General features: G+C 72.0%; 22 protein-coding genes and 1 pseudogene. 10 read left to right on the forward strand and 13 right to left on the reverse strand.

The window, feature by feature from the left end:
- Positions 1 to 126: 126 nt before the first annotated feature.
- From ACFP3V_RS18580 to ACFP3V_RS18595, 4 genes are all read right to left on the reverse strand, one after another.
- A complete protein-coding gene (locus ACFP3V_RS18580; protein ID WP_380584818.1) occupies positions 127 to 1,644 on the reverse strand; it encodes an MFS transporter in 1,518 nt (505 codons plus the stop codon).
- A 175-nt stretch (positions 1,645 to 1,819) separates the two neighbouring features.
- Complete coding sequence (locus ACFP3V_RS18585) at positions 1,820 to 2,482, reverse strand: TetR/AcrR family transcriptional regulator (protein WP_380584820.1); 663 nt, start codon at positions 2,480 to 2,482, stop codon at positions 1,820 to 1,822.
- A gap of 576 nt (positions 2,483 to 3,058) precedes the next feature.
- Entirely contained in the window at positions 3,059 to 3,982 is a 924-nt protein-coding gene (locus ACFP3V_RS18590) for an RNA polymerase sigma-70 factor (protein WP_380584822.1), read from the reverse strand.
- A 97-nt stretch (positions 3,983 to 4,079) separates the two neighbouring features.
- Positions 4,080 to 4,700, reverse strand: a complete 621-nt coding sequence (locus tag ACFP3V_RS18595; RefSeq protein WP_380584824.1) for a TetR/AcrR family transcriptional regulator — start codon at positions 4,698 to 4,700, stop codon at positions 4,080 to 4,082.
- Positions 4,701 to 4,785: 85 nt separating this feature from the next.
- On the opposite strand from ACFP3V_RS18595, the gene ACFP3V_RS18600 reads away from it, so the two are divergent.
- Complete coding sequence (locus ACFP3V_RS18600; RefSeq protein ID WP_380584826.1) at positions 4,786 to 5,757, forward strand: NADP-dependent oxidoreductase; 972 nt, start codon at positions 4,786 to 4,788, stop codon at positions 5,755 to 5,757.
- A gap of 171 nt (positions 5,758 to 5,928) precedes the next feature.
- On the opposite strand, the gene ACFP3V_RS18605 is transcribed toward ACFP3V_RS18600, so the two are convergent.
- Positions 5,929 to 8,334, reverse strand: a complete 2,406-nt coding sequence (locus ACFP3V_RS18605) for a SpoIIE family protein phosphatase (protein WP_380584828.1) — start codon at positions 8,332 to 8,334, stop codon at positions 5,929 to 5,931.
- Between the two features lie 163 nt (positions 8,335 to 8,497).
- On the opposite strand from ACFP3V_RS18605, the gene ACFP3V_RS18610 reads away from it, so the two are divergent.
- The 5 genes and pseudogenes from ACFP3V_RS18610 to ACFP3V_RS18630 form a co-directional block, all read left to right on the forward strand.
- The gene (locus tag ACFP3V_RS18610) at positions 8,498 to 8,923 is read left to right on the forward strand and encodes an ATP-binding protein (protein WP_380584830.1); all 426 of its coding nucleotides are present in this window, start codon (positions 8,498 to 8,500) and stop codon (positions 8,921 to 8,923) included.
- Positions 8,924 to 9,425: 502 nt separating this feature from the next.
- Positions 9,426 to 10,754, forward strand: a complete 1,329-nt coding sequence (locus ACFP3V_RS18615; RefSeq protein ID WP_380584831.1) for an L-fuconate dehydratase — start codon at positions 9,426 to 9,428, stop codon at positions 10,752 to 10,754.
- Positions 10,751 to 11,506, forward strand: a complete 756-nt coding sequence (locus ACFP3V_RS18620) for an SDR family NAD(P)-dependent oxidoreductase (RefSeq protein ID WP_380584833.1) — start codon at positions 10,751 to 10,753, stop codon at positions 11,504 to 11,506. Before ACFP3V_RS18615 ends, ACFP3V_RS18620 begins: the two co-directional genes overlap by 4 nt.
- Before the next feature lie 52 nt (positions 11,507 to 11,558).
- Positions 11,559 to 12,548, forward strand: a complete 990-nt coding sequence (locus ACFP3V_RS18625) for an aldo/keto reductase (protein WP_380584835.1) — start codon at positions 11,559 to 11,561, stop codon at positions 12,546 to 12,548.
- Positions 12,545 to 12,623 (forward strand): annotated as a pseudogene (locus tag ACFP3V_RS18630) (L-rhamnose mutarotase); the annotation flags it as partial. The gene ACFP3V_RS18625 and the pseudogene ACFP3V_RS18630, both read left to right, overlap by 4 nt.
- A 224-nt stretch (positions 12,624 to 12,847) precedes the next feature.
- On the opposite strand, the gene ACFP3V_RS18635 reads toward ACFP3V_RS18630, so the two are convergent.
- On the reverse strand, positions 12,848 to 13,216 hold the full coding sequence (locus ACFP3V_RS18635; protein WP_380584837.1) for a VOC family protein: 369 nt from the start codon (positions 13,214 to 13,216) through the stop codon (positions 12,848 to 12,850).
- Between the two features lie 401 nt (positions 13,217 to 13,617).
- Between ACFP3V_RS18635 and ACFP3V_RS18640 the strand changes: the two genes are divergently transcribed.
- Positions 13,618 to 14,001, forward strand: coding sequence for a VOC family protein (locus ACFP3V_RS18640; protein WP_380584839.1), 384 nt, complete (start codon positions 13,618 to 13,620; stop codon positions 13,999 to 14,001).
- A gap of 57 nt (positions 14,002 to 14,058) precedes the next feature.
- Here ACFP3V_RS18640 and ACFP3V_RS18645 read toward each other — a convergent pair whose 3' ends face one another.
- Positions 14,059 to 14,733, reverse strand: coding sequence for a hypothetical protein (locus ACFP3V_RS18645; RefSeq protein WP_380584841.1), 675 nt, complete (start codon positions 14,731 to 14,733; stop codon positions 14,059 to 14,061).
- Positions 14,733 to 15,209 carry a hypothetical protein gene (locus tag ACFP3V_RS18650; RefSeq protein ID WP_380584842.1) on the reverse strand — a complete coding sequence of 159 codons (477 nt, stop codon included), beginning with the start codon at positions 15,207 to 15,209 and terminating at the stop codon, positions 14,733 to 14,735. The genes ACFP3V_RS18645 and ACFP3V_RS18650 overlap by 1 nt, the downstream gene beginning before the upstream one ends.
- Positions 15,210 to 15,684: 475 nt before the next feature.
- Between ACFP3V_RS18650 and ACFP3V_RS18655 the strand changes: the two genes are divergently transcribed.
- A complete protein-coding gene (locus ACFP3V_RS18655; RefSeq protein WP_380584844.1) occupies positions 15,685 to 17,415 on the forward strand; it encodes an MFS transporter in 1,731 nt (576 codons plus the stop codon).
- 146 nt (positions 17,416 to 17,561) lie between these two features.
- Positions 17,562 to 17,786: a hypothetical protein gene (locus ACFP3V_RS18660; RefSeq protein WP_380584846.1), complete on the forward strand. Its 225-nt coding sequence runs from the start codon at positions 17,562 to 17,564 to the stop codon at positions 17,784 to 17,786.
- Positions 17,787 to 17,810: 24 nt separating this feature from the next.
- Here the strand turns inward: ACFP3V_RS18660 and ACFP3V_RS18665 are convergent, their stop codons facing one another.
- Positions 17,811 to 18,182, reverse strand: coding sequence for a winged helix-turn-helix transcriptional regulator (locus ACFP3V_RS18665; RefSeq protein ID WP_380584848.1), 372 nt, complete (start codon positions 18,180 to 18,182; stop codon positions 17,811 to 17,813).
- A gap of 142 nt (positions 18,183 to 18,324) precedes the next feature.
- Between ACFP3V_RS18665 and ACFP3V_RS18670 the strand changes: the two genes are divergently transcribed.
- A complete protein-coding gene (locus tag ACFP3V_RS18670; RefSeq protein ID WP_380584917.1) occupies positions 18,325 to 19,341 on the forward strand; it encodes a zinc-binding alcohol dehydrogenase family protein in 1,017 nt (338 codons plus the stop codon).
- A gap of 121 nt (positions 19,342 to 19,462) precedes the next feature.
- On the opposite strand, the gene ACFP3V_RS18675 is transcribed toward ACFP3V_RS18670, so the two are convergent.
- From ACFP3V_RS18675 to ACFP3V_RS18690, 4 genes are all read right to left on the reverse strand, one after another.
- The gene (locus ACFP3V_RS18675; protein ID WP_380584850.1) at positions 19,463 to 19,909 is read right to left on the reverse strand and encodes an ATP-binding protein; all 447 of its coding nucleotides are present in this window, start codon (positions 19,907 to 19,909) and stop codon (positions 19,463 to 19,465) included.
- Positions 19,910 to 19,973: 64 nt separating this feature from the next.
- Positions 19,974 to 20,372 carry an STAS domain-containing protein gene (locus ACFP3V_RS18680; protein WP_380584852.1) on the reverse strand — a complete coding sequence of 133 codons (399 nt, stop codon included), beginning with the start codon at positions 20,370 to 20,372 and terminating at the stop codon, positions 19,974 to 19,976.
- Between the two features lie 250 nt (positions 20,373 to 20,622).
- The gene (locus ACFP3V_RS18685; protein ID WP_380584854.1) at positions 20,623 to 20,763 is read right to left on the reverse strand and encodes a hypothetical protein; all 141 of its coding nucleotides are present in this window, start codon (positions 20,761 to 20,763) and stop codon (positions 20,623 to 20,625) included.
- Between the two features lie 444 nt (positions 20,764 to 21,207).
- Positions 21,208 to 23,283, reverse strand: a complete 2,076-nt coding sequence (locus tag ACFP3V_RS18690) for a discoidin domain-containing protein (RefSeq protein WP_380584919.1) — start codon at positions 23,281 to 23,283, stop codon at positions 21,208 to 21,210.
- Positions 23,284 to 23,329: the final 46 nt, after the last annotated feature.

Below are 23,329 nucleotides of genomic sequence, written 5' to 3' on the forward strand. Positions count from 1 at the left end.
GCCGGACATGCCGCACCTCGGGCTGGTGAGCTGAGCCGCAGGCTGCGCCCGCCACGTGCTTCGGGCTCCCCGNGTGCTTCGGCCTCCCCGCAGGACGCGGGGAGGCCGAAGCGGGTGCCTGCAAGGTCAGTGCATGGCGGCGGGCATGGCGCCCTCCTCCTGCCGCACGGGCCCGCGGGTGTAGAAGATGCCGCCGATCACCGCTGCTGCGAGGAAGAAGCCCGCGGCGCCCCAGTAGGACACCGCGTAACTGTGCAGGGCAGCGTGCGCCTGCACCAGCGGAGTGGCCGGCAGGTGGTGCTTGATGTAGTCGGTGGCCGCGCTCGAGGCGAAGGTGCTGAAGAGCGCGGTGCCGATCGAACCGCCCACCTGCTGCATGGTGTTGACCGTTGCGGAGGCCACGCCCTGGTCCTGCGGCTGCACACCGTAGGTGGCCAGGCTCATCGCGGGCGGCATGACCAGGCCGATGCCCGCGCCGATGAGCAGCAGCGGCGGCAGCACGTGCGCGGCGTAGCCGCTGGTCAGGCCCAGTCCGGTCAGCCAGACCAGGCCGCCTGCGGCGATGAGGGAGCCCACCGGCACGACCGGCTTGGCGCCCATCCGCGGGACCAGCACGATGGTGGAGAGCTGGGCGAAGACCATCAGCATGAGGATCATCGGCAGGAAGGCCAGGCCCGTCTTGACCGGCGAGTACCCCAAGGTCTCCTCAAGGTAGTAGGTCAGGAACAGGAAGATGCCGAACATGCCCGCGCCGGTGATGAACACGGTCAGGTAGGAAGCAGCGCGGTTGCGGTCCGCCAGGACGCGCAGCGGCAGCAGCGGGTGCGCCGCCCGGGTCTCCCAGCCGGTGAACGCGGCCAGGAGGGCCGTGCCGACGGCGAGGAAGCCCCAGCACATCGCGTTCGACCAGGCGTGGGTCTCGGCGTTCGAGAAGCCGTACACGATGCAGAACAGTCCGGCCGCGGCGAGCAGGGTGCCGAGCAGGTCGAGGCGCGGGCGCTCGGCCTTGACCGGCTTGCGGACGAAGACGGCGGTTCCGGCGACCGCGACGACGGCGATCAGCACGTTCACGTACAGCGTGTAGCGCCAGCTCAGGTGCTCCGTCAGCAGGCCGCCCAGGAGCAGGCCGATGGCTCCGCCGGAACCGGCGATGGCGCCGTAGATGCCGAAGGCCTTGGCGCGCTCCTTGGCCTCGGTGAAGGTCGTCGTCAGCAGCGAGAGCGCGGCCGGGGCGAGCAGTGCGCCGAAGGCGCCCTGGACGGCACGGCCGGTGATCAGCATGGGGAGGCCGGTGGCGGCACCGGCCAGCGCGGAGGCGCCGGCGAAGCCGATCAGGCCGACCAGCATGGTGAGCTTGCGGCCGAAGAGGTCCGCGAGGCGGCCGCCGAGCAGCAGCAGGCTCCCGAAGGCGAGCGAGTAGGCGGTGACCACCCACTGCCGGCCGTCGTTGGAGAAGTGGAGGCTCGACTGCGCGGACGGCAGCGCGATGTTCACGATCGTGCCGTCCAGGACGACCATCAGCTGGGCCAGGCCGATGACGGCCAGGACCCACCACCGGTGCGGGGTGTGGTGCCCGGCGTCGCCGGCGGACCCGGCGCCCGCTTTCGACATGCCGACACGGGTGTCGGCGGGGACAGATGACATGGGTGGTACCTCCGGGTCTGCTGCGCGGGTACGGAACGTCTGGCGCGGATCGCCGTTGATCGCGGCTGTGTGTCGGGTGCTGGTCACGGGTGCTTGTCGCGGATGCTTGTCGCGGGTGCCGGATACGAGTGCTCCTGGTTCGAGTGCTCCCCGAACCGGGGGAACTGACGGATCGTCAGCAGGGGTTCGGCCGAGGGCCGCGGATGTCCAACGCGGGCAGGACCACCGCGTCCAGGAATCGCGTCAGGTAGGCGAGGTCGGGCTCGTGCTGCTGGAGGACCTTGCGGTAGAACAGCGCTCCGGTGAGCATGTGCGGCAGGAAGTCGAGGGCGGGGTTGTCCGCCTCCACCTCGCCGCGGTCAAGTGCCTTCTGCGCCAGGCTGTTCAGGGCCTCCACCTCGGGGCGGACGAGGTCCTCGAGGAAGGCCTGCTGGAGTTCGGCGTCGCGGTGGACGGCGGCGGCCAGGATCTGAGCCAGCTCGACGTCTCCGTGCCGGGTCTCCTCGAGCCGCCGGAAGCGCTGTTCCAGGTCGCTGCGGAGCGAGCCGGTGTCCGCGGGGGGCGGCACCAGGTCCTTGTAGTGGCGGAGGGCGGCGGCCACGAGGCGGGGCTTGGACTGCCAGTTGCGGTAGAGCGTCGCCTTGCTGGCGTGGGAGCGCGCGGCCACGGCATCCATCGTCAGCGCGTCGTACCCGTCCGCGCGCAGTTCGTCCAGGACGGCCTCGTAGATCTCCGCCTCCCGCTCGGGCGTCAGCCGCGAACGGCGGGCGCCACCTGCGTCAGGCGCTACGTCGCCGCTGACGGGACCCGCTGCGGGGGTGGTGCCGGCTGCGGACATGGGTCACTCCGTGGTTGAGCATCAGCTGCGAAACGAAACCGTTTCGTTCTCGGAGGAGAGCTTAGGAGGCTCCTCATCGAAACGCAAACGTTTCGCAGCGGCCGGCGCGATCCAAGCCACGCGGGCGGCCACGGCCCCACGCTGCGAGGGCGGCCCGCGGCCCGGTCGGCGATGACAGGCCCCAGTTCGTCCCGTCAGCGGTAGCCGAGCACCGCCCCGAGTGCAGCGCCGAGCGTCGGGTGCCGGAAGGGCGAGGCCGCTCTGTTGCGGGCCGGCCGGGACCGGCGCGCGGCGGCTGCCGGTGATGCTGGACGCGAACGCGCCGAGAGCCGCGCCGAGGGCGAGTCGGTGTCAGACCGCCCGAAGGGCACCGGGTCGGCGCCCGGTGAGGCGGTCCAGGGCGGCAGCCGTGGCCTCGTCCCGCCGGTACCTGCTGTTCGGCCCCGACGGCGCGCTGCTGGACCCGCAGGGCCCGGAGGGGTCGGCGAAGGCCATGCTGGACCAGCTGGAGTGGTGGGGGTGCCGTCCTGCGCGACGCCCGCCGGGACCGGCCGGTCGCCGCCCGCTGAGGTCCGGTCAGGGCTGCGCCCTTCGGGACTCCCGGAACACGCGGGAGACCTCCCACGGGTCCGCCACCGGGCCGACGTGGCCCAGCTTCTGCGGGTTGAGCACAAGGCGGATCGACTGGATCCGCCCGTCGAGCACGTCGAGCGCGAGGGTCTGCACGACCTTGCCGTCCCAGTCGCGCACGATGGCGCCCGGCTGGCCGTTGATGTCGTGGGGCTCGGTCGTCAGGCCGATCCCGGCCAGAGCGGGGAAGACGGTGCCGAGCAGGCGGGCCACCTTGTCCGCGCCCCTGATCGCGCGGGCCAGCTGCGGGGCCTTGCCGCCGCCGTCGCCGACCATCGACACGTCGGCGGCGAGCAGCTGCTGCAGGCCGAGGACGTCGCCCTCGCGCAGCGCCTGGAAGAAGCGGTGCGCGAGTTCGTCGCGGGCGCGTCGGTCCGCCTCGAAGCGGGGCCGCCCGGCGTTCATGTGGCGCCGGGCCCGCACCGCGAGTTGGCGGCACGCGTCCTCCGACCGGCCGACGGCGGAGGCGACTTCGGGGAAACCGAAGTCGAACACCTCCCGCAGTACGAAGACGGCGCGTTCGAGGGGGCTGAGCCGCTCCAGCAGGAGCAGTGCCGCCGTCGAGACCGAGTCGGCCAACTCCGCTGCTCGCGCCGGGTCCTCGTAGGGGTCCGCGAGCAGCGGCTCGGGGAACCAGGGCCCGACGTACTCCTCGCGCCGCATCCGCGCCGAGCGAAGCACGTCGATGGAGATCCGGGTGACGACCGCGCAGAGGAAGGACTTGGTCGACGCCGGCTGCGTGGTCGAGGCCTCGTACCGCAGCCAGGCCTCCTGGACCGCGTCCTCGGCCTCGCCCACGCTGCCGAGGATCCGGTAGGCGATGGAGAACAGCAGCGGGCGCAACCGCGCGAAGTCCTCGGCCTTGCCCACGTCGCCGCCCCCCCCGCGTCGCTTCCGTGACCCGCGTCACTCCCGGTCGCGGATCGCCGAGAAGGGCGCCCTGGTCCGCGCCGGCGATGACGGTACGTCAGCTCCCGCTGCCGGGCTGGCCGCTGGGGGCCGACACCGCCGGCGGGCGAGCGGGGGGCCGCAGGCCGTCGAGGAGGATGTCGAGGAGCCGGTCGGCGGTGACGGTGTTCCCGGGCTGATGGGCGACGGTGAAGATGCCGATCAGCCCGGCCGCGACCTCCTCGGGGGTGACGTCGGACCGGAGGTCTCCCGCGGCGCGACCGGCTTCGAGGATCGACGAGATCGCGGTCAGGAGCTCGTCCCTGGTCCGGGCGTGGGCGACCGTGCCGGACTCGATCACCGTCAGCAGCGTGTCGAGCATGCCGGTCTTCGCCGCCACCCACTCCCCGAACAGGTCCATCCAACGCCGCAGGGCCACGGCCGGTGCCGCGTCGGCGAGCAGTTCCGTGGCACCGTTCGTGAGGCGGACGACCTGGTCCCGGTAGACCGCCTCCACCAGGGACTCCCGGGTGGGGAAGTGGCGGTAGAGCGTCGCTATGCCGACGCCGGCCTCGCGGGCGATGGCGCGCATCGACGTCTCCGCGTCGGCGGAGGCGAACACGCGCGTCGCGACCGCCAGCAGCTGTTCGCGGTTGCGTGCGGCATCGGCGCGGCGGGTCCGCGATTCCGGACTGGTCAAACGGATCACGCTCCGGTTATCGTCGAGGACATAACCGGAGCATAGTCCGTTTCAGGTCGGCTCCACGGGCGCGAGGAGAGAGAGCATGCAGCAGCGCGACGAGGGAGTTCGCCAGGGCCGGAGCCGCGCGGTCCGGTTCGTCGAGGCGTTCGGCGGTCCGGAGGCACTGACCCTCCAGGACGTGCCCGAACCCCAGGCGGGCGAGGGGCAGATCCGCGTACGGGTGACGGCGGCCGGCCTGAACCCCATGGACTGGTTCATGACCGCGGACGCCGAGACCGCCGCGCGGTTCGGCCTGAGCCTGCCCTGCGGGTTCGGGACCGACTACGCGGGCGTCGTCGACCAGGTCGGTCCCGGGGCCACCGGCTACGCCGTCGGCGACCGCGTGTTCGGGGCGGCCCTGTCCCGAGCGGTCGCCGACCACGTCGTGGTCGACGCGGACGGGAACATCGCGAGCGGCGTCGCCCATCACACCCCGGAGGGCGTCGACGACCGCACCGCCGCCACGCTCCCGATCGCGGGCAGCACCGCGGCCGCCGCCCTCGCCGTCCTCGACCTCGGTCCGGACGACACGGTGCTGATCGGCGGCGCCGGAGGCGGAGTCGGTGTGTTCGCCGTGCAGTTGGCGCGGATCGCCGGTGCCCGCGTCATCGGGACCGGCTCGCCGTCGAGCGCGGACCATCTGCGGAGCCTCGGCGCCGAACCCGTCGCGTACGGCGAGGGCCTGACCGACAGGATCCGCGACCTCGATGCGGGCCCGGTCACCGCGGCGCTGGACCTCCACGGGACGGACACGGTGCACGTCGCGCGCGAGCTGGGCGTCCCGGACGGCCGCATCTGCACCATCGCGGGCGTGGTCGAGGGCGTGCCGGCGGCCAACGGCGCCAACGCCGGGCCCGAGGCCCTCCGGAACATCGCGCGCCTGGTCGCGGCAGGCCGTCTGCGGGTGCCCATCGCAGCGACCTTCCCCGTCGACGACATCCGCGAGGCCGTCGAACTCCAGGCGGCACGGCACGTTGCCGGCAAGGTCGTGATCGACCTCCAGCCTCGACGTTGAGCGCCCGCATCCACGAGCCTCGTGTCCGGCCAGGGCAAGCCGGGGACCGCGCCGGACGGCGTGACCTTGCTGCGGGATGTCATCCGCCTGTGGGGCCGCGTACGCGCACGCAGTGGACCGGGAGATCCGGGAATCGCTGCCGCTTCCACGCCCCGGTCGGCTGACGGAGCGTCAGCGCGCCGGCAGGGACTGCTCCGTCCAGATGCACTTGCCGTCCGGGGTGTAGCGCACGCCCCAGCGCTGGGCCAGCGCCGCCACCAGTTGCAGGCCGCGGCCGCCCTCGTCCGTCTCGCGGGCGTGGCGGACCTGGGGCGTCGTCAGGCTGCAGTCGGAGACCTCGCAGATCAGGGTCCAGCTGCGCAGCAGCCGCAGCCTGGCCGGTCCCTGGGCGTGGCGGACGACGTTGCCGACGAGCTCGCTGACAAGGAGTTGCGTGGTGAGCGTCAGCTCGTCCAACTCCCATGCGGCCAGCTGGTGTTCCACGTGGCGACGGGCCTCGCCGGCCGAGCGGGCGTCGTCCGCCAGCAGCCAGGACGCCATGTTCTGCGGCCCGAGCCGACGGGTGCGGGCGACCAGCAGCGCGGCGTCGTCCTGTGTGCCCTGCTGGACGGGCAGCAGCGCCGAGACGACGGTGTCGCAGCAGCGTTCGAGCTGTTCGGCGTCGTCGCCTGCGCCGTGGGGCGCCATGTCGGCGGGTTTGCAGGATGCGCTGAGGGCCTGGGCGAGTTCGGCCAGACCGGTGTCCATGTCCCGGCCGGTGGACTCGACGAGCCCGTCGGTGTAGAGGACGAGCAGGCTGCCCTCGGGGATCTCCAGGTCCACGGTCGTGAAGGGCGCCCCGGCTGCGCCCAGGGGCGGGTTGGTGGCCTTCTCGGCGAAGTGCACCGCCCCGTCGGGGTGGACGACGGCCGGGGGCGGGTGGCCGGCGTCGGCGAAGGTGCACACGCCGGTGGAGGGGTCGTAGAGCGCGTACAGGCAGGTGGCGTAGAAGTCGTCGCCGAGCTCGCTGACGATCCGGTTCAGCCGGAACAGCAGCTCCTCGACGGGTAGTTCGAGGCCGGCGAGGGTGTGCACGGCGGTGCGCAGCCGGCCCATCGTGGCCGCCTCCGGCAGCCCGTGGCCCATGACGTCCCCGATCACCAGGGCGACGCGGTCGGCGGAGAGCGGGATGACGTCGTACCAGTCGCCGCCCAGCAGCCCCTGGCTGGCGGGGAGGTACCGGGCCGCGGTGCGGACCGCGGGCGACTCGGGCAGCGCGGTGGGCAGCAGGCCGCGCTGGAGGGCTTGCGCCCGGCTGTGCTCGGCGTCGTACATCCGGGCCCGCTCCAGAGCCTGGGCGATCAGCCCGCTGAGGACCTGGAGCAGGGTGCGCTCGTCGGCGTCCAGGTCGCGCGGCTCGTCGAAGGAGACGATGCAGATCCCGGACAGCCGTCCGGACACCAGCAGCGGGAGGAAGGCCCAGGCCTGTTTGCCGCCGAGGGCGGCGATCTCCGTCGCGTGCGGGTAGCGGGCCCTCATCTCGGCGGGGGAGGAGATGAACCGGGGGATCCGGTCGCGCATGCCCAGCGCCAGCGGGTCGCTTGTTGCGGGCCGGGGATGCGCCGTCACATGGTCCACGAACGCGCGCGGATAGCCGACCGCCCCGACCGGCTGCGAACGCTCCCCTTCCAGTGCCCAGATGACGAAGCCGGTGGCGCCGAACAGCGGCATGACGTGTTCGGCGGCCGCCGCGGCCACGTCCCCGGAGGTCAGCGCCTCGGACAGGGCCGCCGTCAACTCCGCGATCAGCCTCGCGCGTTGGGCTGCCGCCTGCCGCGCGGCGGCACGTTCCTGCTCCCGTTGCCGGCGCTCGGTGATGTCGGCGAGGTAGAGCGTGAGTCCGTCGGGTGTCGGGATCAGCCGCAGGTGGAACCAGCGGCCGTCCGGGTGCTGCAGATCCAGCCCCGCCGCTGTCTGCTCCTCGACGACCCGGCGGCAATGCTCCTGCAGCCTGCTGTCCCGCGCGGCGTCGAAGTCCCACAGTGAGCGGCCGACGACCGGCTCGGCCGTGCCGAGGAGCTGCTCGGCGAGGGCGTTCGCGTACAGGATCCGCCACTGCGCGTCCACCGCGAGGAAGCCGTCACTCATGTGCCGCAGCGCATGGGCGGCCGCGTCCACCGCCAGCGAGGCGTCGGTCCGCCACAACCGTCCGACCATGTGGGCGGGTTCACCGTCCGTGCAGCGGACGAGGCCCTGGACCTCCACGACGACGACCGTGCCGTCCGGGCGGCGCACCCGGTGGCGGACGTGGTACGCGCCGCCCTCGCGCAGTGCCTCGTCCGCTTGGGCCAGGACCACCGGCAGGTCCTCGGGGTGGATGAGCGTGCGCCAGGTCTCTATCCGCTCGTCGAAGGTGTCCGGCGAGGTGCCGACCAGCCGGTGCATGGCGGTGTCCCAGAGCAGGCGTCCGGTGCGGATGTCCCAGTCCCAGGCGCCCACGGGAACGGCTGCCCTGGCCTGGTCCAGCCGTCCGGCCGGGTCGGGCGGTGCCGCCGGGCCCGGGGCCGGTGGTCGACCTGGAGTCGGGTGTGCCTTCATGATGCCTCCGCCCGCGCGGGTGCCCGGAGAGCCCTCTTCCGGCCCGAGAGAGCCACCACGTCGATCGTAGCCCCGGGGGACGGGCGGGGGTTCCGCCGCGCACCGAGACGGGCGGGGGTACGGTGAAGGTCGGTGAGTTCGTCGGCGTTCGATGGGTTGACCCATGGCAACGGTGGAAGTCCGCTTCAGCGCGCAGCCGGAGCACGTGCGCACCGCCCGGCTGGTGGCGGTGGGTGTCGCGCGGCACGCGGGGATGAACAGTGCCGGGCTCGACGAGGTGCGATCCGCCGTCGACGAGGCCTGCTCCCACGCCATCCACCTGTGCCGGCGGGTCCACACCGGCGGTGCGGTCGACCTGATGCTGACCGAGGAGCCGGGGCGGCTGACCATCGACATCACCACCGAGGCGGACCCGCATGTGCCGCCGCCCGAGGGCGAGGACCCGGCGCCGGGTGCCGACGCCTACGAGGACACGCTGGCCCTGACGGTGATCTCCGGCATGACGGCCGACGTCGAGATCACGGGCGACGTCGCCGACGGACACATCCACATGAGCTGGCCGACCCCGGTGACGACCCCGGCCGCCTGAGGCGGTCCCGGGGCGGTTCGAGGCAACTTCCGGTATTCATAGGGCCGTTGGCGTGTGGACGCGGGCGGCGAGTGTCCTGATCTCCGCGGGGCCGCCCCTTTCATCGGATGTCTCGCCCGGCTTCACCGGATCGAGAGGAGGCCGCTGGGGGTCTCCGAAGGCCGCCACCGGTCTGACCTGCGACTCCTTCGGATGGGCCGCTCGACCCGGAGAACAGACCTCTGATGTCTACTTGCCTCCTCGCAGGGTGCGCGCCTAGTGTCTCGCCTGCCGACTCCACACATCCGATGTCTTCGGTTGGCGTGGCTGACGACGACAAGGAGCTGCCCATGAGAGTCCTGCGACTTGGGCCCTCCGGGGCCACCCGCCCGGGGCGTCCCTCGCGTCGGGCGGAATCGCCCCCGTGCCCGCCGCCGGGCCGCCGAAGGTGCCGCAGCCGCCGGACCCCACGCCCACACGCCTGAGCCGCCACGTCCGAGCCGCACGCCCGAGAGAGCACCTCATGCCGACTGACACCGCGCGGATCACCGCGCTGGACACCTACGACGTCCGCTTCCCGACCTCACGGTCGCTGGACGGCTCGGACGCGATGAACCCCGACCCCGACTACTCCGCCGCCTACCTGGTCCTGCGCACCGACGCGGGTGACGGACTGGAGGGGCACGGCTTCACCTTCACCATCGGCCGGGGCAACGACGTCCAGGTCGCCGCGATCGAGGCACTGCGCGGCCACGTCGTCGGACGCTCCGTCAGCGACCTGTGCGCGGACCCCGGTTCCCTCAACCGGGACCTGATCGGGGACAGCCAGCTGCGTTGGCTCGGCCCCGAGAAGGGTGTGATGCACATGGCCATCGGCGCCGTGGTCAACGCCGTGTGGGACCTGGCCGCCAAGCGCGCGGGTCGGCCGCTGTGGCGCTTGCTGGCGGAGGCCGAACCACAGTGGCTGGTCTCCCAGGTGGACTTCCGCTACCTCACCGACGCCCTCACCCCCGACGAGGCGCTCACCCTGCTCGAACGCGCCCGCGACGGCCGCGCCGAGCGGGCGGGCACGCTGCTCGCACGCGGCTACCCCGCCTACACCACCTCGCCCGGCTGGCTGGGCTACAGCGACGAGAAACTGACCCGTCTCGCCAAGGAGGCACTCGCCGACGGCTTCACCCAGATCAAGCTGAAGGTGGGCGCCGACCTCTCCGACGATCTCCGCCGCTGCCGCGCCGCGCGTGCCGCGATCGGCCCGGATGTGCGGATGGCCATCGACGCCAACCAGCGCTGGGACGTCGCCGACGCCATCGCCTGGACCAACGCCCTTGCCGAGTTCGATCCCTACTGGATCGAGGAGCCCACCAGCCCCGACGACATCCTCGGCCACGCCGCCGTCCGCACCGCCGTCGCCCCCGTGAAGGTCGCCACCGGCGAGCACGTGCAGAACCGCATCGTCTTCAAGCAGTTGCTCCAGGCCGGCGCCATCGACGTCCTGCAACTCGACGCCACCCGCGTCGGCGGCGTCAACGAGAACCTCGCCATCCTGCTGCTCGCCGCCAAGTTCGGCGTGCCCGTCTGCCCGCACGCGGGCGGCGTCGGCCTGTGCGAACTGGCCCAGCACCTGTCCATGTTCGACTTCATCGCCCTGTCCGGGACCACCCAGGACCGTGTCCTGGAGTACGTCGACCACCTGCACGAGCACTTCGTGACCCCGACCGTGGTCCGCGACGGCCACTACCGGGCACCGACCACGCCCGGATTCTCCGCGCAGATGCACCCCGAGTCGATCGCCGCCTACGTCTACCCCGGCGGCACCTTCTGGAGCACCGAACTGGAGGAGCAGTCGTGAGCGAACTGCAGGGTCTGCGCGCGATGGTGACCGGCGGCGCGTCCGGAATCGGCCTGGCCACCGCGCAGTTGCTCGCCGCACGCGGCGCCGATGTGGCCGTGCTCGACCTCGATCCCGGCGAGCTCCCGAAGCCGCTGCACGGCTTCACCGCCGACGTGGGCGACGACGCCGGTGTGCGCGCCGCCGTCGCGGCCGCCGTCGCCGCACTCGGCGGCCTGGACATCCTCGTCAACAACGCCGGCATCGGCGCCACCGGAACCGTCGCGGACAACCCCGACAGCGAGTGGCATCGCGTTCTGAACATCAACGTCCTCGGCGTCGTGCGCACCACCCGCGCCGCACTGCCCCACCTGCGGGCCTCCTCGAACGCCGCGATCGTCAATATCTGCTCCATCGCCGCCACCGCCGGGCTGCCGCAGCGTGCGCTCTACTCGGCGAGCAAGGGGGCGGTGCTCTCGCTCACCCTCGCCATGGCCGCGGACCACGTCCGCGAAGGCATCCGCGTCAACTGCGTCAACCCCGGGACCGTGGACACCCCGTGGGTGGGGCGCCTGCTGGACGCCGCGGCCGACCCCGGAGCCGAGCGGGCTGCCCTCAACGCCCGCCAGCCCCACGGCCGTCTGGTCCGCCCGGACGAAGTCGCCGCCGCCGTCGCCTACTTGGCCGGGCCGCTGGCAGGTTCGACCACCGGCACCACCCTCGCCGTCGACGGCGGCATGGCCGGACTGCGGCTGCGCCCACGGGGACAGTGACCGTCCGACCCTCGCCGCGGCCCCGCCCGGTGCTCCACGAAAGGCCACCACCATGCGCACCAGCAGAATCGGCGGCAGCGACGTCAGCGTCACCGAACTCTCCTTCGGCGCCGCCGCGCTCGGAAACCTCTTCACCGAAGTCGGCGACGAGCAGGCCCGGGCCGCGGTCGACGCCGCCTGGGCCGCGGGCGTGCGCTACTTCGACACCGCGCCGCACTACGGCCTCGGCCTGTCCGAACGCCGCCTCGGCGCCTCGCTGCGCGAACGCCCCCGCAGCGAGTACGTGCTGTCCACCAAGGTAGGCCGCCTGCTGGAGCCGCAGCCAGAGGCCCACGGGGACGACCTCGTCCACGGCTTCGCCGTGCCGGCCACCCACCGGCGCGTCTGGGACTTCAGCGCCGACGGCGTCCGCCGCAGCATCGAGGACAGCCTCGGCCGGCTCGGCCTCGACCGGATCGACATCGTCTACCTGCACGACCCCGACGACCACGAGGAGCAGGCATTCGGCTCCGCCTACCCGGAGTTGGAGCGCATGCGCGCCGAGGGAACCGTCGGCGCGATCGGGGCGGGGATGAACCAGACCCGGATGCTGGACCGCTTCGTGCGCGAGACCGACGTGGACGTCGTGCTGCTCGCCGGCCGTTACACGCTGCTCGACCGCAGCGGCCTGACCGCGTTGCTGCCCGACGCCGCACAGCGCGGCGTCTCCGTCGTCGTCGGCGGCGTCTTCAACTCCGGCCTGCTCGCCGACCCGAAGCCCGGAGCCACCTTCGACTACGGCCCCGCACCCGCCGGGATGCTGGACCGTGCCCTGCGCATCAAGGCGGTCTGCGAGGAGTTCGGCGTACCGCTGCGAGCCGCCGCCCTGCAGTTCCCGCTCGCGCACCCCGCCGTCGCCGGCGTCCTCGTCGGCATCCGCGGCGCGGCCGAGGCCGAGGACGCCGCGGCCATGATCCGGCAGGACCTGCCCGCCGAGCTCTGGCCCGCGCTGGCCGCGGCGGGCCTGCTGCCCCCGCCCCAGCCCGGAGGAGCTTCCGCATGAGAGTCGCCCTGCACACCCGCGTCCGCGCCGACCGCGTCGCCGAGTACGAGCAGGCCCACCGCGAGGTCCCGGCCGACCCGTCGCCGAGCCCCGCCGAGCTGGTCCTGGACGTCCTGGGTGACCGGGCCATTCCGGCCTGGGCAACGTCGACTTCGGGCACGCCGGACTGAACCTGCCGATGCCGGTGGGCATCCGCGTCGCCCTCGACGCGCAGCGGCTGGAGCTTGTCGCTCCTCGAAACGGCGGTGGCGCCGGGCCGTTCACGGTGACCGGCGCAGCACCCGCACAGCGGGTCGGCGTCACTGCGCCGGGATCGGCTGAGTGAGATTCACGGGGTTGCCGTCCGGATCCAGGATGTGGGCGACGCGCTGACCCCACGGCATGTCGTTGGGGCCGCCGTTGACCGACCCGCCCAGCGACTCCACACGGGCGAGCGTCTCGGCGACGTCGTCGACCTCGATGCTGAGCAGCATCCGCGGTGCCGTCCCGGGGGTCAGGTCCGCCCGGACCACCAGCCCGAGGTCGGTGTCGCCGATGCGCAGGCCGAGATAGAAGGCCGTTCCTTCCGCCGGCACGCGGAAGACCTCCTCGGCGCCGAACAGCTTCGTGTAGAAGCCGAGCAGGCGGTCCTGGTCGGCCGTGAGGATCACTGGCTGGATGGTGGACATGGCACTCCTGTCGGGAACGGTCCTGTCAGTGGAGAGACGCCTCCACAGCGCAGGACTCATCGGTGGGTGCCGGACCCGCGACGGCCGCGCGCCGTGCCCCTCATCGGTTCGGGGCTCCCGTGGCGACCGCAGCGCGCCTGGTCGGCGACCGCCCGGGCGGTGAGTCGCCGCCGCCGGGTTCGTGTCCGACCGTCTGCCGGCGGTTCCGTCCAGGGCCGTAGCCTGGGCCACCAGCCAGGTACCGCCTTTCGGTAGCGCGCGTACTCGTCGCCGTACCGCGCGGCGCGGGTCGGCTCCTCGTACCAGCGCGCGAACGGCACCGCAGCTTGACACCGGGCGGCCGTCGACACCTCCGCGGTCGAATGCAGGACGAGATCGCGCTCGGGAGGCAAGCTACGGGCATGAAATCTCGAACGGGTGGCATGTGGTGGGGAACGACGATCGAGGCGCCGGACCCGAGCGGCCTGGCGACGTTCTACGCCGCGCTGCTTGGCTGGCACATCGGGCACGAGGAGCCCGGGACAGCGGTCCTCGCCGCTTCGCCCCAAGGGCCGTTCCTCGTGTTCCAGCAGGCAGACGGCTACCGGCCTCCGGTCTGGCCTCCGATCGACGGGGAGCAGCGCCCGATGATGCACTTCGACTTCCAAGTCGGCGATCTGGACTCGGCCGTCGCCGAGGCGATCGCCTTGGGTGCCACCGTGGCGGAGTTCCAGCCGCAGGAGAACGTCCGGGTGCTCTTCGACCCCGCCGGACACCCCTTCTGCCTCTGCTTCGACGAAGCATGACCCACTTGGCCCGACAGGGATCGGATCCGCACGGCCGGACTCGGGAGCCTCCGCGGATCACGCCGTGGGCGCGGCAGTCTCGGCGGGCTGGGGGAGCGGCGGAGGCGCCGGAGCCGGAACCTGTGTGCTGAGGTCGGCGGGCTGGGGGGAGTCTTCCCTGGGTTCGCGGTAGCGGTTGAGGTGGTTGGTCAGCCCGGTCTTGCTGGCGAAGGCGACGTGGTGCTCCCTGCAGGCGGTGTGCGCTTCGCAGGGGAAGCGGAGGATCCCGTCGGGGTCCTCCCAGGTGATCCGGGTGAGATGGAGTCCGTGCACCATGTCCGCGTGGCTGCCGCGGCCCTGGTAGGACACCCGCTGAGGACCGCCACCGCTGTGCGGGTGGTCCAGGGGGCACACGACGCTCGGCTTGCTGGCGTCGCGGACGCGGCCGCCACGGCGGCGGGGAGCGCGTTCAGTGGCCTCGGCGGATTCGGCAGCTTCGACCGGAGTGGACGCCGGGCGGGCGGCGACGGGGGCCGATGCGGCGCGCCTGCGGCGGGGCGCGGTGTCGTTGGGCAGGTCCTGGCCGGTGTCGTAGAGGTCGGTGAAGGCCGCCAGCGCGAGGTCGCAGCGGCGGCAGAGGTCGACGCGCCGGGGCGGGCCGTCGACGGCGATGACGCGTTGGGTGGCCGCGGGGACGTCGTCGATGCCGAGAAGGGCGCACCAGTCGCACAGGACGCCGACGTACTGGGCCATCAGCTGCCGGCCTTTCGCCGCGGCGCGGCCTTCTTGGCGGCGGCGCGGGACCTGGTCGCGGGTGCGGACTTCTTCGCCGTGGTCTTCTTCGCCGTCTGCTTCGCTGTCTTCTTGGCCGCCTTGGTGGCTGCCCTGGTGGCGGCATCCGCGGAGGCCTGGAGGGTGTGCTCGATGCTGGCCAGGCGCAGAACGCCCTTGTCGTCGGACGAGATGCGGCCGATGCCGCGGGGCATCTCGTAGCCGTCGGGGTAGGCGTACTGGGAGCTGACCACTCGGCCCCACTGGTCCAGGACCTGCATGCGCACAGTGCGGCAGCGGCAGATCAGGGAACGGTCGTAGCCGCCGTCGGCGCGCCGGGCGGCGGTGTGGGGACGCCAGTTGTGGCCGAAGTCCCGGCACTGCAGTTGTTGCTGGTTGAGCGTGGAGGCGTACTGGCGTACGGCGTCCACTTCCGCGAAATGGGCTGGTTTATCCATACAAGTGACAGTAGATCCCCTGGCCAGTTCCGACATCCGCACCTGACGGCGACAGCGGGCCGACGCTGGGGACTGCAGCAGAGTGCGGGCCTCTCACTGGTCCCGACCCCGACCCTGCCTGGCCGGGCAACCCAACAGTCCACGGAGCCGCCGAGGGCGGCCGCCTGTGCCGCCCTGGGCGTGCGGCGTCACACCGGGGCTGCCTCCTCGACGGCGTCCAGGACGGTGGCGGCAGCCGCTGTGTGGCGCATGCACTGGCATGCGTCTCTGGCGTCCCCCGTTCGGGGCTGGAGGGGGAATTTCGTGACGAGGAAGTCGACGGCTGCTGCTGGTGAGGTCCGCACATGCTCGGTGCCGGCTCCGTACAACGACGGCTCCTGGTGGACCGGCCCGGCGGGCCCCATCGGTCACGGACGGGTACCGCCCGCCCGAAAACGTCGTCGCTCTCCTCGGCACCTGAGGCTAGGTTGAGGCGATGCGGATCTTGCGAGGCCGTCGAGCGGCTCGACCGCTCACTGGTCGCTTCGGGCTGATCCGTTCGATGGATGTGCAGGGCGACCTGCACGACGGGACGTCGGTCGGGGCAGACGGCGGTGCTGAGCCCGGCAACAGCGCATCGAGGGGGATCACCATGCCCGTTGTGGTGCCGTCGGGCGAGCACCGCAACACCCTTCTCGGCGGGAGAGCTTCGGTGGAGAGTGCCGGTGCCGGGCCTGGTCTGTTCGCATCCGAACACCGCGCTACCACCGTGACGTTTGTCGTCGTGATGTTCCTGACCGGGTTCGCCGCGCTGGCGGTGGTGCCGTCCCTGCCGACGGCTGCCAAGGCGCTGAACGGTGTCCCGCTCTTCCCGCTCGTAGCCGGCTGTTTCGTCGCAGCCGGCTTGCTGGGCGGGGGGCTGGGCGGCCAATGGGCGGACCGGGCCGGCGCTCGACGGCCGCTGGCACTCGGCATGGTTCTGTCGGTCCTGGCCTTGCTGGTGTCCGCCTCCAGCCTGTCGATCTGGCAGCTCGCGGTCGGCCGGTTCCTGGACGGGCTGGCCTCCGGCATGGTGGCGGTGTCGGTGACGACCGTCATCGGCCAGGCCTACCCGGAGCGCCTGCAGCCCCGGATGCTGGCCATGATGAGTGCCAGTTGGATCGTGCCCTCACTCGTCGGGCCGCCGATTGCGGGGCTGGTCGTCCAGTTCTGGTCCTGGCGCGCCGTCTTCTACGGGCTGGCCGTGCTGACCGTCCTGCCCGCCCTCGTCCTCGTACGCGTCCTGCGCAGCCGCTCGAAGGCGGGCTCGTCAACGGCGAAGTGCGGCATGTCCCCTGACGGAGCGTCGGTGGAGGCGCGTGCCGGGCGACCGCCCCTCTTCGGGGCGGCGATGCTCAGCCTGGGCGCGGCCCTCGGCCAGTACGGAGTCTCGTCCTGGGACCGGCGCCATCTGGCGTTCCTCCTGGCCGGAGTCGGGCTGCTCGCCGGCTTCGCGTCCCGGCTGCTGCCGCCCGGAACCTGGCGCAGCGCCCGGGGTCTGCCGACCGCGGTTCTGCTGCGCGGCCTGTCGTCCGGCACCTACTTCACCCTCGAAGCGCTGGTTCCGCTGATGCTCGTCACCGAACGGCGGGTTCCTGCCGTCGTGGTCAGCGTGGCGTTCACCGCGTGCGCGCTGCTGTGGGCCGGCGCCTCCTGGATACAAGGCAGGCTGCTTCAGGATGTATCCAGACACCGTCTCGTCATGGCGGGCGCCCTGATCTTGGCCACCGCCGCCGCGTGCGCTGCGGTCGGCTGTTCCCGCAGTGCGCCCGCCCTCATGGCCGAGGCGGCCATGCCGCTCTCCGCGGTTGGCATGGGACTGCTGGACCCCTGCGTCACCGTGCTGTCCCTCAAGCACAGTCCGCCGGAAAGGCGGGGTCACACCAGCGGTGCCCTGCAGACCAACAAGAATCTGGGACAGGTGGTCGTGCTGGGCCTGGCCTCGGCAGTCGTCAACATCTCGGCGCCCGCCGGCGTCAGGACGCTCGGTGGCTACGGCCTCGCCTTCGCACTGTTGCTGGCACCGCCCCTGCTGATCTCCGTGCTGGCTGCCCGCGCCCGCGGGGACCGGGCCGAGCCTGACCGCGCAGGAGGCGAGCTGTCCGGCGAGTTGCTCCGGCAAGATCCAGGGGCGACAGGCGCAGGCCAGGCGGACGCTGGAACTGAACCGAGGAGGTGCCTGCGATGACAACCCGGAGCCGCACTGTTCGCCTGTCCTCCACGGGCCCGGTCCGAGAGACCGAGCATCTCCTGGGCGCTCTGAGCGAGGGCTTCGGGAGCGTCGCCGAAGCCCCGTCCCACCTCACGAGCCCGCCACCCCACAAGGCCGTCCACGTGGACCTGGAGACCGCAGTGCCGTCGCCGGACCCGGCGGAGCTTGCGAGCTTCGACGCGGAGGGCGTCTCGGTCAGGCTGTGCAGCGACGCTGCCGAAGATCTCGACGAACTGCACCGGTGGCTGTCCCGGTCCTTCAAGTGCGGCGAGACCGCTGTGGACCAGGACAGTCTGGAATTCACCGTCTGGGTCGATCAGGCACCACCGCAGGCGACGGGGGCCTGACGGGAACGTCTGGTCGGCGATCGCTCACACGGCCTGGGGGAAGCGGTCGATGTTGCGCTCCACCCAGGTGCGCAGATGGGCCAGCGGGGCGCAGGCGTCGGCGCCGAGCGGGGTGAGGCTGTACTCGACGCGCAGCGGGACCTCGGCGTAGATCTCGCGGTGGACCAGTCCGTGCTCCTCCAGACGGCGCAGGGTCTGGGTGAGGACCTTGGGGCTCACGCCCTGAAGGCGGGTGCGCAGCGCTCCGAAGCGCTGGGGGCCGTCCTCGAGTGCGCCGAGCGCGAGGGCGCTCCACTTGTTGGCGAGCAGGTCGAGCATGTCACGGCAGGGGCAGGCGGCCAGGTAGACGCTCTTGGGGTCGTCGCATGCGTCGGCGTGGGAGGCGGCAGTCGTCATGGCCTTCATGGTACCCATTGGGAACTTGGTGCGGTTGCGGGTAACCACTACCTGTTGCGTACTGTCGCCGACGTGGCCGGCAGCAACTGTGCCCACCAATGCGACCCCTGTGGAGAGTTCAGTGAACCCGATCCCGAACACCATGCCCGCCGTCGGCTACCGCCGCAGTCTGCCCGTCGAGCACCCCGAAAGCCTGATCGACGTCGAGCTGCCCGTCCCCGAGCCGGGCCCCCGCGACCTCCTGGTGAGGGTGGAGGCGATCGCCGTCAATCCGGTGGACCACAAGGTCCGGCAGGGCACGGACCCGGCCGGGCAGGTGAAGGTCCTGGGCTGGGACGCGGCGGGCACGGTGGTCGCCGTGGGCGCGGAGGTGGAGCTCTTCCGGGTCGGCGACGAGGTCTACTACGCCGGCGCGCTCGACCGGCCCGGCGCGAACTCCCAGTACCACGCGGTCGACGAGCGCCTGGTCGCCCGCAAGCCCACCACACTCTCCTTCACCCAGGCCGCCGCCCTCCCGCTGACCGCGCTCACCGCCTGGGAAGGCCTGTTCGAGCGCCTGGGCCTGCGTGACGGCGCCCTGGAGCAGACCGGGGCCCTGCTGGTCACCGCCGCAGCGGGCGGCGTCGGGGCCATCACCGTCCAGTTGGCTCGCGCCCTGACCAGCCTGACCGTGATCGGCACCGCCTCCCGCCCGGAAACGGTGGAGTTCGCCCGACGGATGGGTGCCGAGCACCTTGTCGACCACCACCAGCCCCTGGCGCCGCAGCTCGCCGAGGTCGCCCCGGGCGGGCTGGACCACGTCTTCTCCACCACGGGCACCGACCGCAACCTGGCCGCCTATGCCGAGACGCTGAACCCCTTCGGCCGCATCGTCGCCATCGACGACTTCGACTCCCTGCCCATCGGCGTTCTCAAGGCGAAGAGCATCTCCTTCCACTGGGAGTTCATGTTCACCCGCTCGATGTTCCGCACGGCCGACCAGGCGGCGCAGCACCGGATCCTCACCCAGGTGGCGCGCCTGGTCGACCTCGGGACCGTCACCACCACCGCCACCCGTGACCTGGGCCCGATCAACGCCACGAATCTGAGGGAGGCGCACCGCCTTCAGGAGTCCGGCACCGCCATCGGGAAGACCACGCTCACCGGCTTCCGCGCCTGACCTGTCGGATCTTGCGGTCGACGGGGTCGATCCCCGGCGGACCGCACCCCGCAATTCGACTCTCCGGCAAAGGCTCTGCCTCCGGGCGCTGATCGAGGGCGGTGCACAGCAGGCGCCGGGCTCAGCGCCGGGGCAGGCGGGCCCAGACGGTTTTGCCGGTGGCGGTGGGGAAGTGCCCCCAACTGAGCGACAGCTGATCGACGATGTGGAGGCCGTGGCCGCGGATCCGGTCGGCGCGGTGGGGGAAGACAGGGCGGGGCGGGAAGGGGCTGGCGTCGGCGACGGCGATGGTGAGGTCGGTGTCGGTGAGGTCGACGTCGAGTTCGCGGGGCCCGCCGGCATGGTCGGCGGCGTTGGCCAGCAGTTCGACAGCGACCAGGGCGGCGTCGTCGGCGGCCGCCTGGTCGAGCGGGAGGTGGGCGCCTTGCGCCCCTTCGAGGATGTGCGCGACGAAGTCGCGGCCGGTGGAGATGCAGGAGCCGGTGGCACCGGGCGGGAACGTCAGCTCGTGATGGCGGCGGTGGCGGCGGGTGGTTCCGGGCTGTCCCTCGGGGCGGGCTGTGCTCATCGGCATCCCAACATCGGTGGTCTCCTTTGCGGATAACCACGGGTGTCGGGGCGATTCCTTGCTGTCAGGGCTTTTCTTGCAGGGCTTCCGCGAGGGTGGGGTAGACCGTGAAGACCCGGTCGGCGCCGGTGATCTCCATGAGCCGGGCGGTCCGCCGGCTCGGCGCGACCAGGGCGAACGGCACCTGCCGTGCCACGGCGTCGCGGCGTACGGTGAGCAGCACGTTCAGTGCAGCGGAACTGCAGAAGGCGATCTCGGACAGGTCGGCCAGCAGCCGCCGCCCCGGCTCGGTGCGGTCCAGGGCCTGCTGCAGAGCGGTCGCGGCGATGGCGGCGGTCTCCGGGTCGAGGTCGCCGACCAGCGTGCACACCACCGCGGTGGGGAGCCGACGGACGTCGGTCTTGAGGTGCTGGGCACTCTCGGGATCCGGCGGACAGGGATCATCGAACGGCTCGGCTGGCATGAAACGCCTCTCTCCACGGTCGGCCTGGCCGGCACCCGGACGGTTCGCGGGGGTCGGCACCGCGCCGCGCAGGCGAAAGGATGAGGTTCGGAAGAGCGAAGCGGCCACGGACTCTCCGTGCCAGGCCCGCAGAGCAACGATCGGCAAAGGGAGATCCGCTGCGTCCTACGCTACGCCTGTTCGGCTGGTGGGGCGTGGACACAGCGGTTTACGACCCTGCCCCGGGCCGCTGGACCGGGTCGGTTGTGTCTCACGCCAGCCACGTGGGCAGTGTGACGCAGTCCCTGCCGGTCGTGGCTACGGCGGCGGGCTGGGCGGCGATGATGCCGATGCCGGCGGCGAAGGCGTCGGCGCTGAGAGTGCTGACGAACTTGCGGGTCCTCGCTCGCATGGTGATGTCCCTGACGTCCGTGAGCGCATGGGTGGCAGGCTGCGGGACGCCCGTCTGATCATCGCCAACGGAACCTGTGGGAGGGCGTGTTGGTGGTGCGAGGGGCGCTTGGCATAGCGACACCGGAGGACGGGTGATGGTATGCGGCTCACCGGCGGCCCTTGCCGATGGCGCGGGCCTGCCGGCCGCCGGTGCAGGACCACGTATCCCGCCTGGCTGTAGACCGTGCGGTAACCGGCCGCCCGGGCCGCTTCCACCAGGTGCGAGGTCCCGTGGTCGGGGAAGGTCTCGCGTACGCGGACGCCCCGCTCCGATGGTGCTGCGCTGCGAGGTCCGCGGACGTGCCGCCCAGCCGGTGCCGGGACGGAGAGCCGTCCCGGCACCGGCGTCTGACGGGGAGTCAGCGGCTGCGGGCTCCGGAGGGGCGGTGCTGCCGTTCGTGCGTCACTGCGAGACCCGGACGTAGTCGACCAGCATCTTCTGCGGGAAGACGGAGGTGGCGTCCGGGGCGCCTGGCCAGTCTCCGCCGACGGCGTTGTTGAGGATGATGTAGAAGGGGTGGTCGTAGACCCAGGGCCCCTTCGTCTGCTCCAGGGTGGACCGGTCGACGGTGAAGAAGGCGTTGCCGTCGACGGAGAAGGTCATGTGGCTGGAGTCCCAGTCGAGTGCGTAGGTGTGGAAGGCGGAGGCGAAGTCGCTGCCCGCGATCTGGTACGGCGAGCCGTAGCCGTTGGCGCCGTTGTACGCCGGGGCGTGGATCGTCGAGTACACGGTGTCCGCGACCTTGCCGACGTGCTCCATGATGTCGATCTCACCGCAGTTGGGCCACGGCGTGCCGGTGGTGAAGTTCGCGCCGAGGAGCCAGAAGGCGGGCCACAGGCCCTGGGTGCCGGAGACCTTGATGCGGGCCTCGACGTGGCCGTAGGTGAAGGTGAAGTGGGCGGCCGTGTTGATGCGGGCGGAGGTGTACTGGCAGGTGGTGCTGCCGGTGAGCGGGTCGGTGGGGCAGCTGCTGCCCGGGGTGGCCTCCTTGCGGGCCTCGAGCACCAGGTCGCCGTTGCCGTCCTGGTAGGCGTTCTTGGCGTTGTAGTACTCCAGTTCGCCGTTGGGACCGGTGCCGGGGTCGGCGGTCCACTTGGACGGGTCCGGGGCGGCGCCCGCCGCGCCGTTGAACTCGTCGCTCCAGACGAGGTGTTCGGGGTTGCCGGGGTTCGGAGGCAGCGCCGGCGGGGCGGTGGGGTTGCCCCCGGTGCCGTAGACGTCGAAGGTCCACAGGGAGTAGCCGTACGCGGTGGCGCGGGCGGTCCCGTACATGCGGACGTAGCGGCCGGTACCGGACACGTTCAGGGTCTCCTTGAAGCCCTTGCCGGTGGTGGTGGAGTAGACGGTGGTCCAGGTCGCGTTGTCCGGGGAGACCTGGATCTGGTACGCGGTGGCGTAGGCCGGATCCCACTGGAGGACGACCTGGCTGATCTGCGCGGTGGCGCCGAGGTCCACGCTGATCCAGCCCGGGTCGGTCCAGCCGGTGGTGTCGCTGGTCGCCCAGCGGGTCGCGGGGTCCTCGTCGAAGGCCTTGGCCGGGAGGCAGCCGGAGCAGTTGGCGTCGTCCTGGTAGGAGGAGGCCGTCGCCGGCTTCCCGTAGGAGAGCAGTTGCGGGGTGGCCGCGGCGGTAGTGGTGAACACCTGCAGTTCCCACAGCGAGTAGCCGTAGCCGGTGGCCCGCTGGGTGCCGTACAGGCGCAGGTACCGGCCGCTCCCGCTGAGGCTGAGCAGCTCGGTCGCGCCGGCTCCCGTAGTGGTGGAGTAGACGGTGGTCCAGGTGGCGCCGTCGGGGGAGACCTGGATCTGGTACGCCTTCGCGTAGGCGGCTTCCCAGGCGAGTTGGACGGCGCAGACGGTCTGGGTGGATCCGAGGTCGACCTGGAGCCATTGCGGGTCGCTGAAGGCGCTGGACCAGCGGGTGCCGAGGTTGCCGTCGACGGCGGCGGAGGCGGGGGTGCCCGCGTTCTCGGTGGAGGAGGCGGTGGCCGGCTTGTTGAGGGCGGCGTTGACGGTGCCGCAGCCGTTGTTGCCCGTGCCGGCGCTGCCGTAGACCTGGAACTCCCACAGCGAGTACCCGTAGGCGGTGGCGCGTTGGGTGCCGTACATCCGCACGTAGCGGGCGTTGCCGGAGACGCTGACCGTCTCGGTGCCGCCGGCTCCGGTGCTGGTGGAGTAGGCGGTGGTCCAGGTGGTGCCGTCGGTGGAGAGCTGGATCTGGTACGCCTTCGCGTAGGCGGATTCCCAGGTCAGGACGACCTGGTTGACCGTGTCGGTGGCACCGAGGTCGACCTGGAGCCACTGCGGGTCGCTGAAGGCGCTGGACCAGCGGGTGGTGGTGTCCCCGTCGACGGCGGCGGAGGCGGGGGTGCCGGCCGCCTCCGTGGAGGAGGCGGTGGCGGCCTTGCCCTGGGAGAGCAGGGTGCCCGCGGCGTGGGCGGGTGGGGCGCTTCCGGCGGCGAGGAGCAGGGCGGCGAGCATGGCGATGACCAGCAGGCAGGCCGGCCGTGCCGGTCCGGACGCCAGG

Source organism: Streptacidiphilus monticola, from assembly GCF_042658505.1.
GTDB classification, from domain to species: domain Bacteria; phylum Actinomycetota; class Actinomycetes; order Streptomycetales; family Streptomycetaceae; genus Streptacidiphilus; species Streptacidiphilus monticola.

Excerpts from the sequence above, each read along its gene's own strand:
- ACFP3V_RS18580 (WP_380584818.1), bottom strand. The coding sequence starts at position 1,644 with ATGTCATCTGTCCCCGCCGACACCCGTGTCGGCATGTCGAAAGCGGGC.
- ACFP3V_RS18585 (WP_380584820.1), bottom strand. The coding sequence starts at position 2,482 with ATGTCCGCAGCCGGCACCACCCCCGCAGCGGGTCCCGTCAGCGGCGAC.
- ACFP3V_RS18600 (WP_380584826.1), top strand. The coding sequence starts at position 4,786 with ATGCAGCAGCGCGACGAGGGAGTTCGCCAGGGCCGGAGCCGCGCGGTC.
- ACFP3V_RS18605 (WP_380584828.1), bottom strand. The coding sequence starts at position 8,334 with ATGAAGGCACACCCGACTCCAGGTCGACCACCGGCCCCGGGCCCGGCG.
- ACFP3V_RS18610 (WP_380584830.1), top strand. The coding sequence starts at position 8,498 with ATGGCAACGGTGGAAGTCCGCTTCAGCGCGCAGCCGGAGCACGTGCGC.
- ACFP3V_RS18615 (WP_380584831.1), top strand. The coding sequence starts at position 9,426 with ATGCCGACTGACACCGCGCGGATCACCGCGCTGGACACCTACGACGTC.
- ACFP3V_RS18625 (WP_380584835.1), top strand. The coding sequence starts at position 11,559 with ATGCGCACCAGCAGAATCGGCGGCAGCGACGTCAGCGTCACCGAACTC.
- ACFP3V_RS18635 (WP_380584837.1), bottom strand. The coding sequence starts at position 13,216 with ATGTCCACCATCCAGCCAGTGATCCTCACGGCCGACCAGGACCGCCTG.
- ACFP3V_RS18640 (WP_380584839.1), top strand. The coding sequence starts at position 13,618 with ATGAAATCTCGAACGGGTGGCATGTGGTGGGGAACGACGATCGAGGCG.
- ACFP3V_RS18645 (WP_380584841.1), bottom strand. The coding sequence starts at position 14,733 with ATGGCCCAGTACGTCGGCGTCCTGTGCGACTGGTGCGCCCTTCTCGGC.
- ACFP3V_RS18650 (WP_380584842.1), bottom strand. The coding sequence starts at position 15,209 with ATGGATAAACCAGCCCATTTCGCGGAAGTGGACGCCGTACGCCAGTAC.
- ACFP3V_RS18655 (WP_380584844.1), top strand. The coding sequence starts at position 15,685 with ATGCGGATCTTGCGAGGCCGTCGAGCGGCTCGACCGCTCACTGGTCGC.
- ACFP3V_RS18665 (WP_380584848.1), bottom strand. The coding sequence starts at position 18,182 with ATGACGACTGCCGCCTCCCACGCCGACGCATGCGACGACCCCAAGAGC.
- ACFP3V_RS18670 (WP_380584917.1), top strand. The coding sequence starts at position 18,325 with ATGCCCGCCGTCGGCTACCGCCGCAGTCTGCCCGTCGAGCACCCCGAA.
- ACFP3V_RS18675 (WP_380584850.1), bottom strand. The coding sequence starts at position 19,909 with ATGAGCACAGCCCGCCCCGAGGGACAGCCCGGAACCACCCGCCGCCAC.
- ACFP3V_RS18680 (WP_380584852.1), bottom strand. The coding sequence starts at position 20,372 with ATGCCAGCCGAGCCGTTCGATGATCCCTGTCCGCCGGATCCCGAGAGT.
- ACFP3V_RS18685 (WP_380584854.1), bottom strand. The coding sequence starts at position 20,763 with ATGCGAGCGAGGACCCGCAAGTTCGTCAGCACTCTCAGCGCCGACGCC.
- ACFP3V_RS18690 (WP_380584919.1), bottom strand. The coding sequence starts at position 23,283 with ATGCTCGCCGCCCTGCTCCTCGCCGCCGGAAGCGCCCCACCCGCCCAC.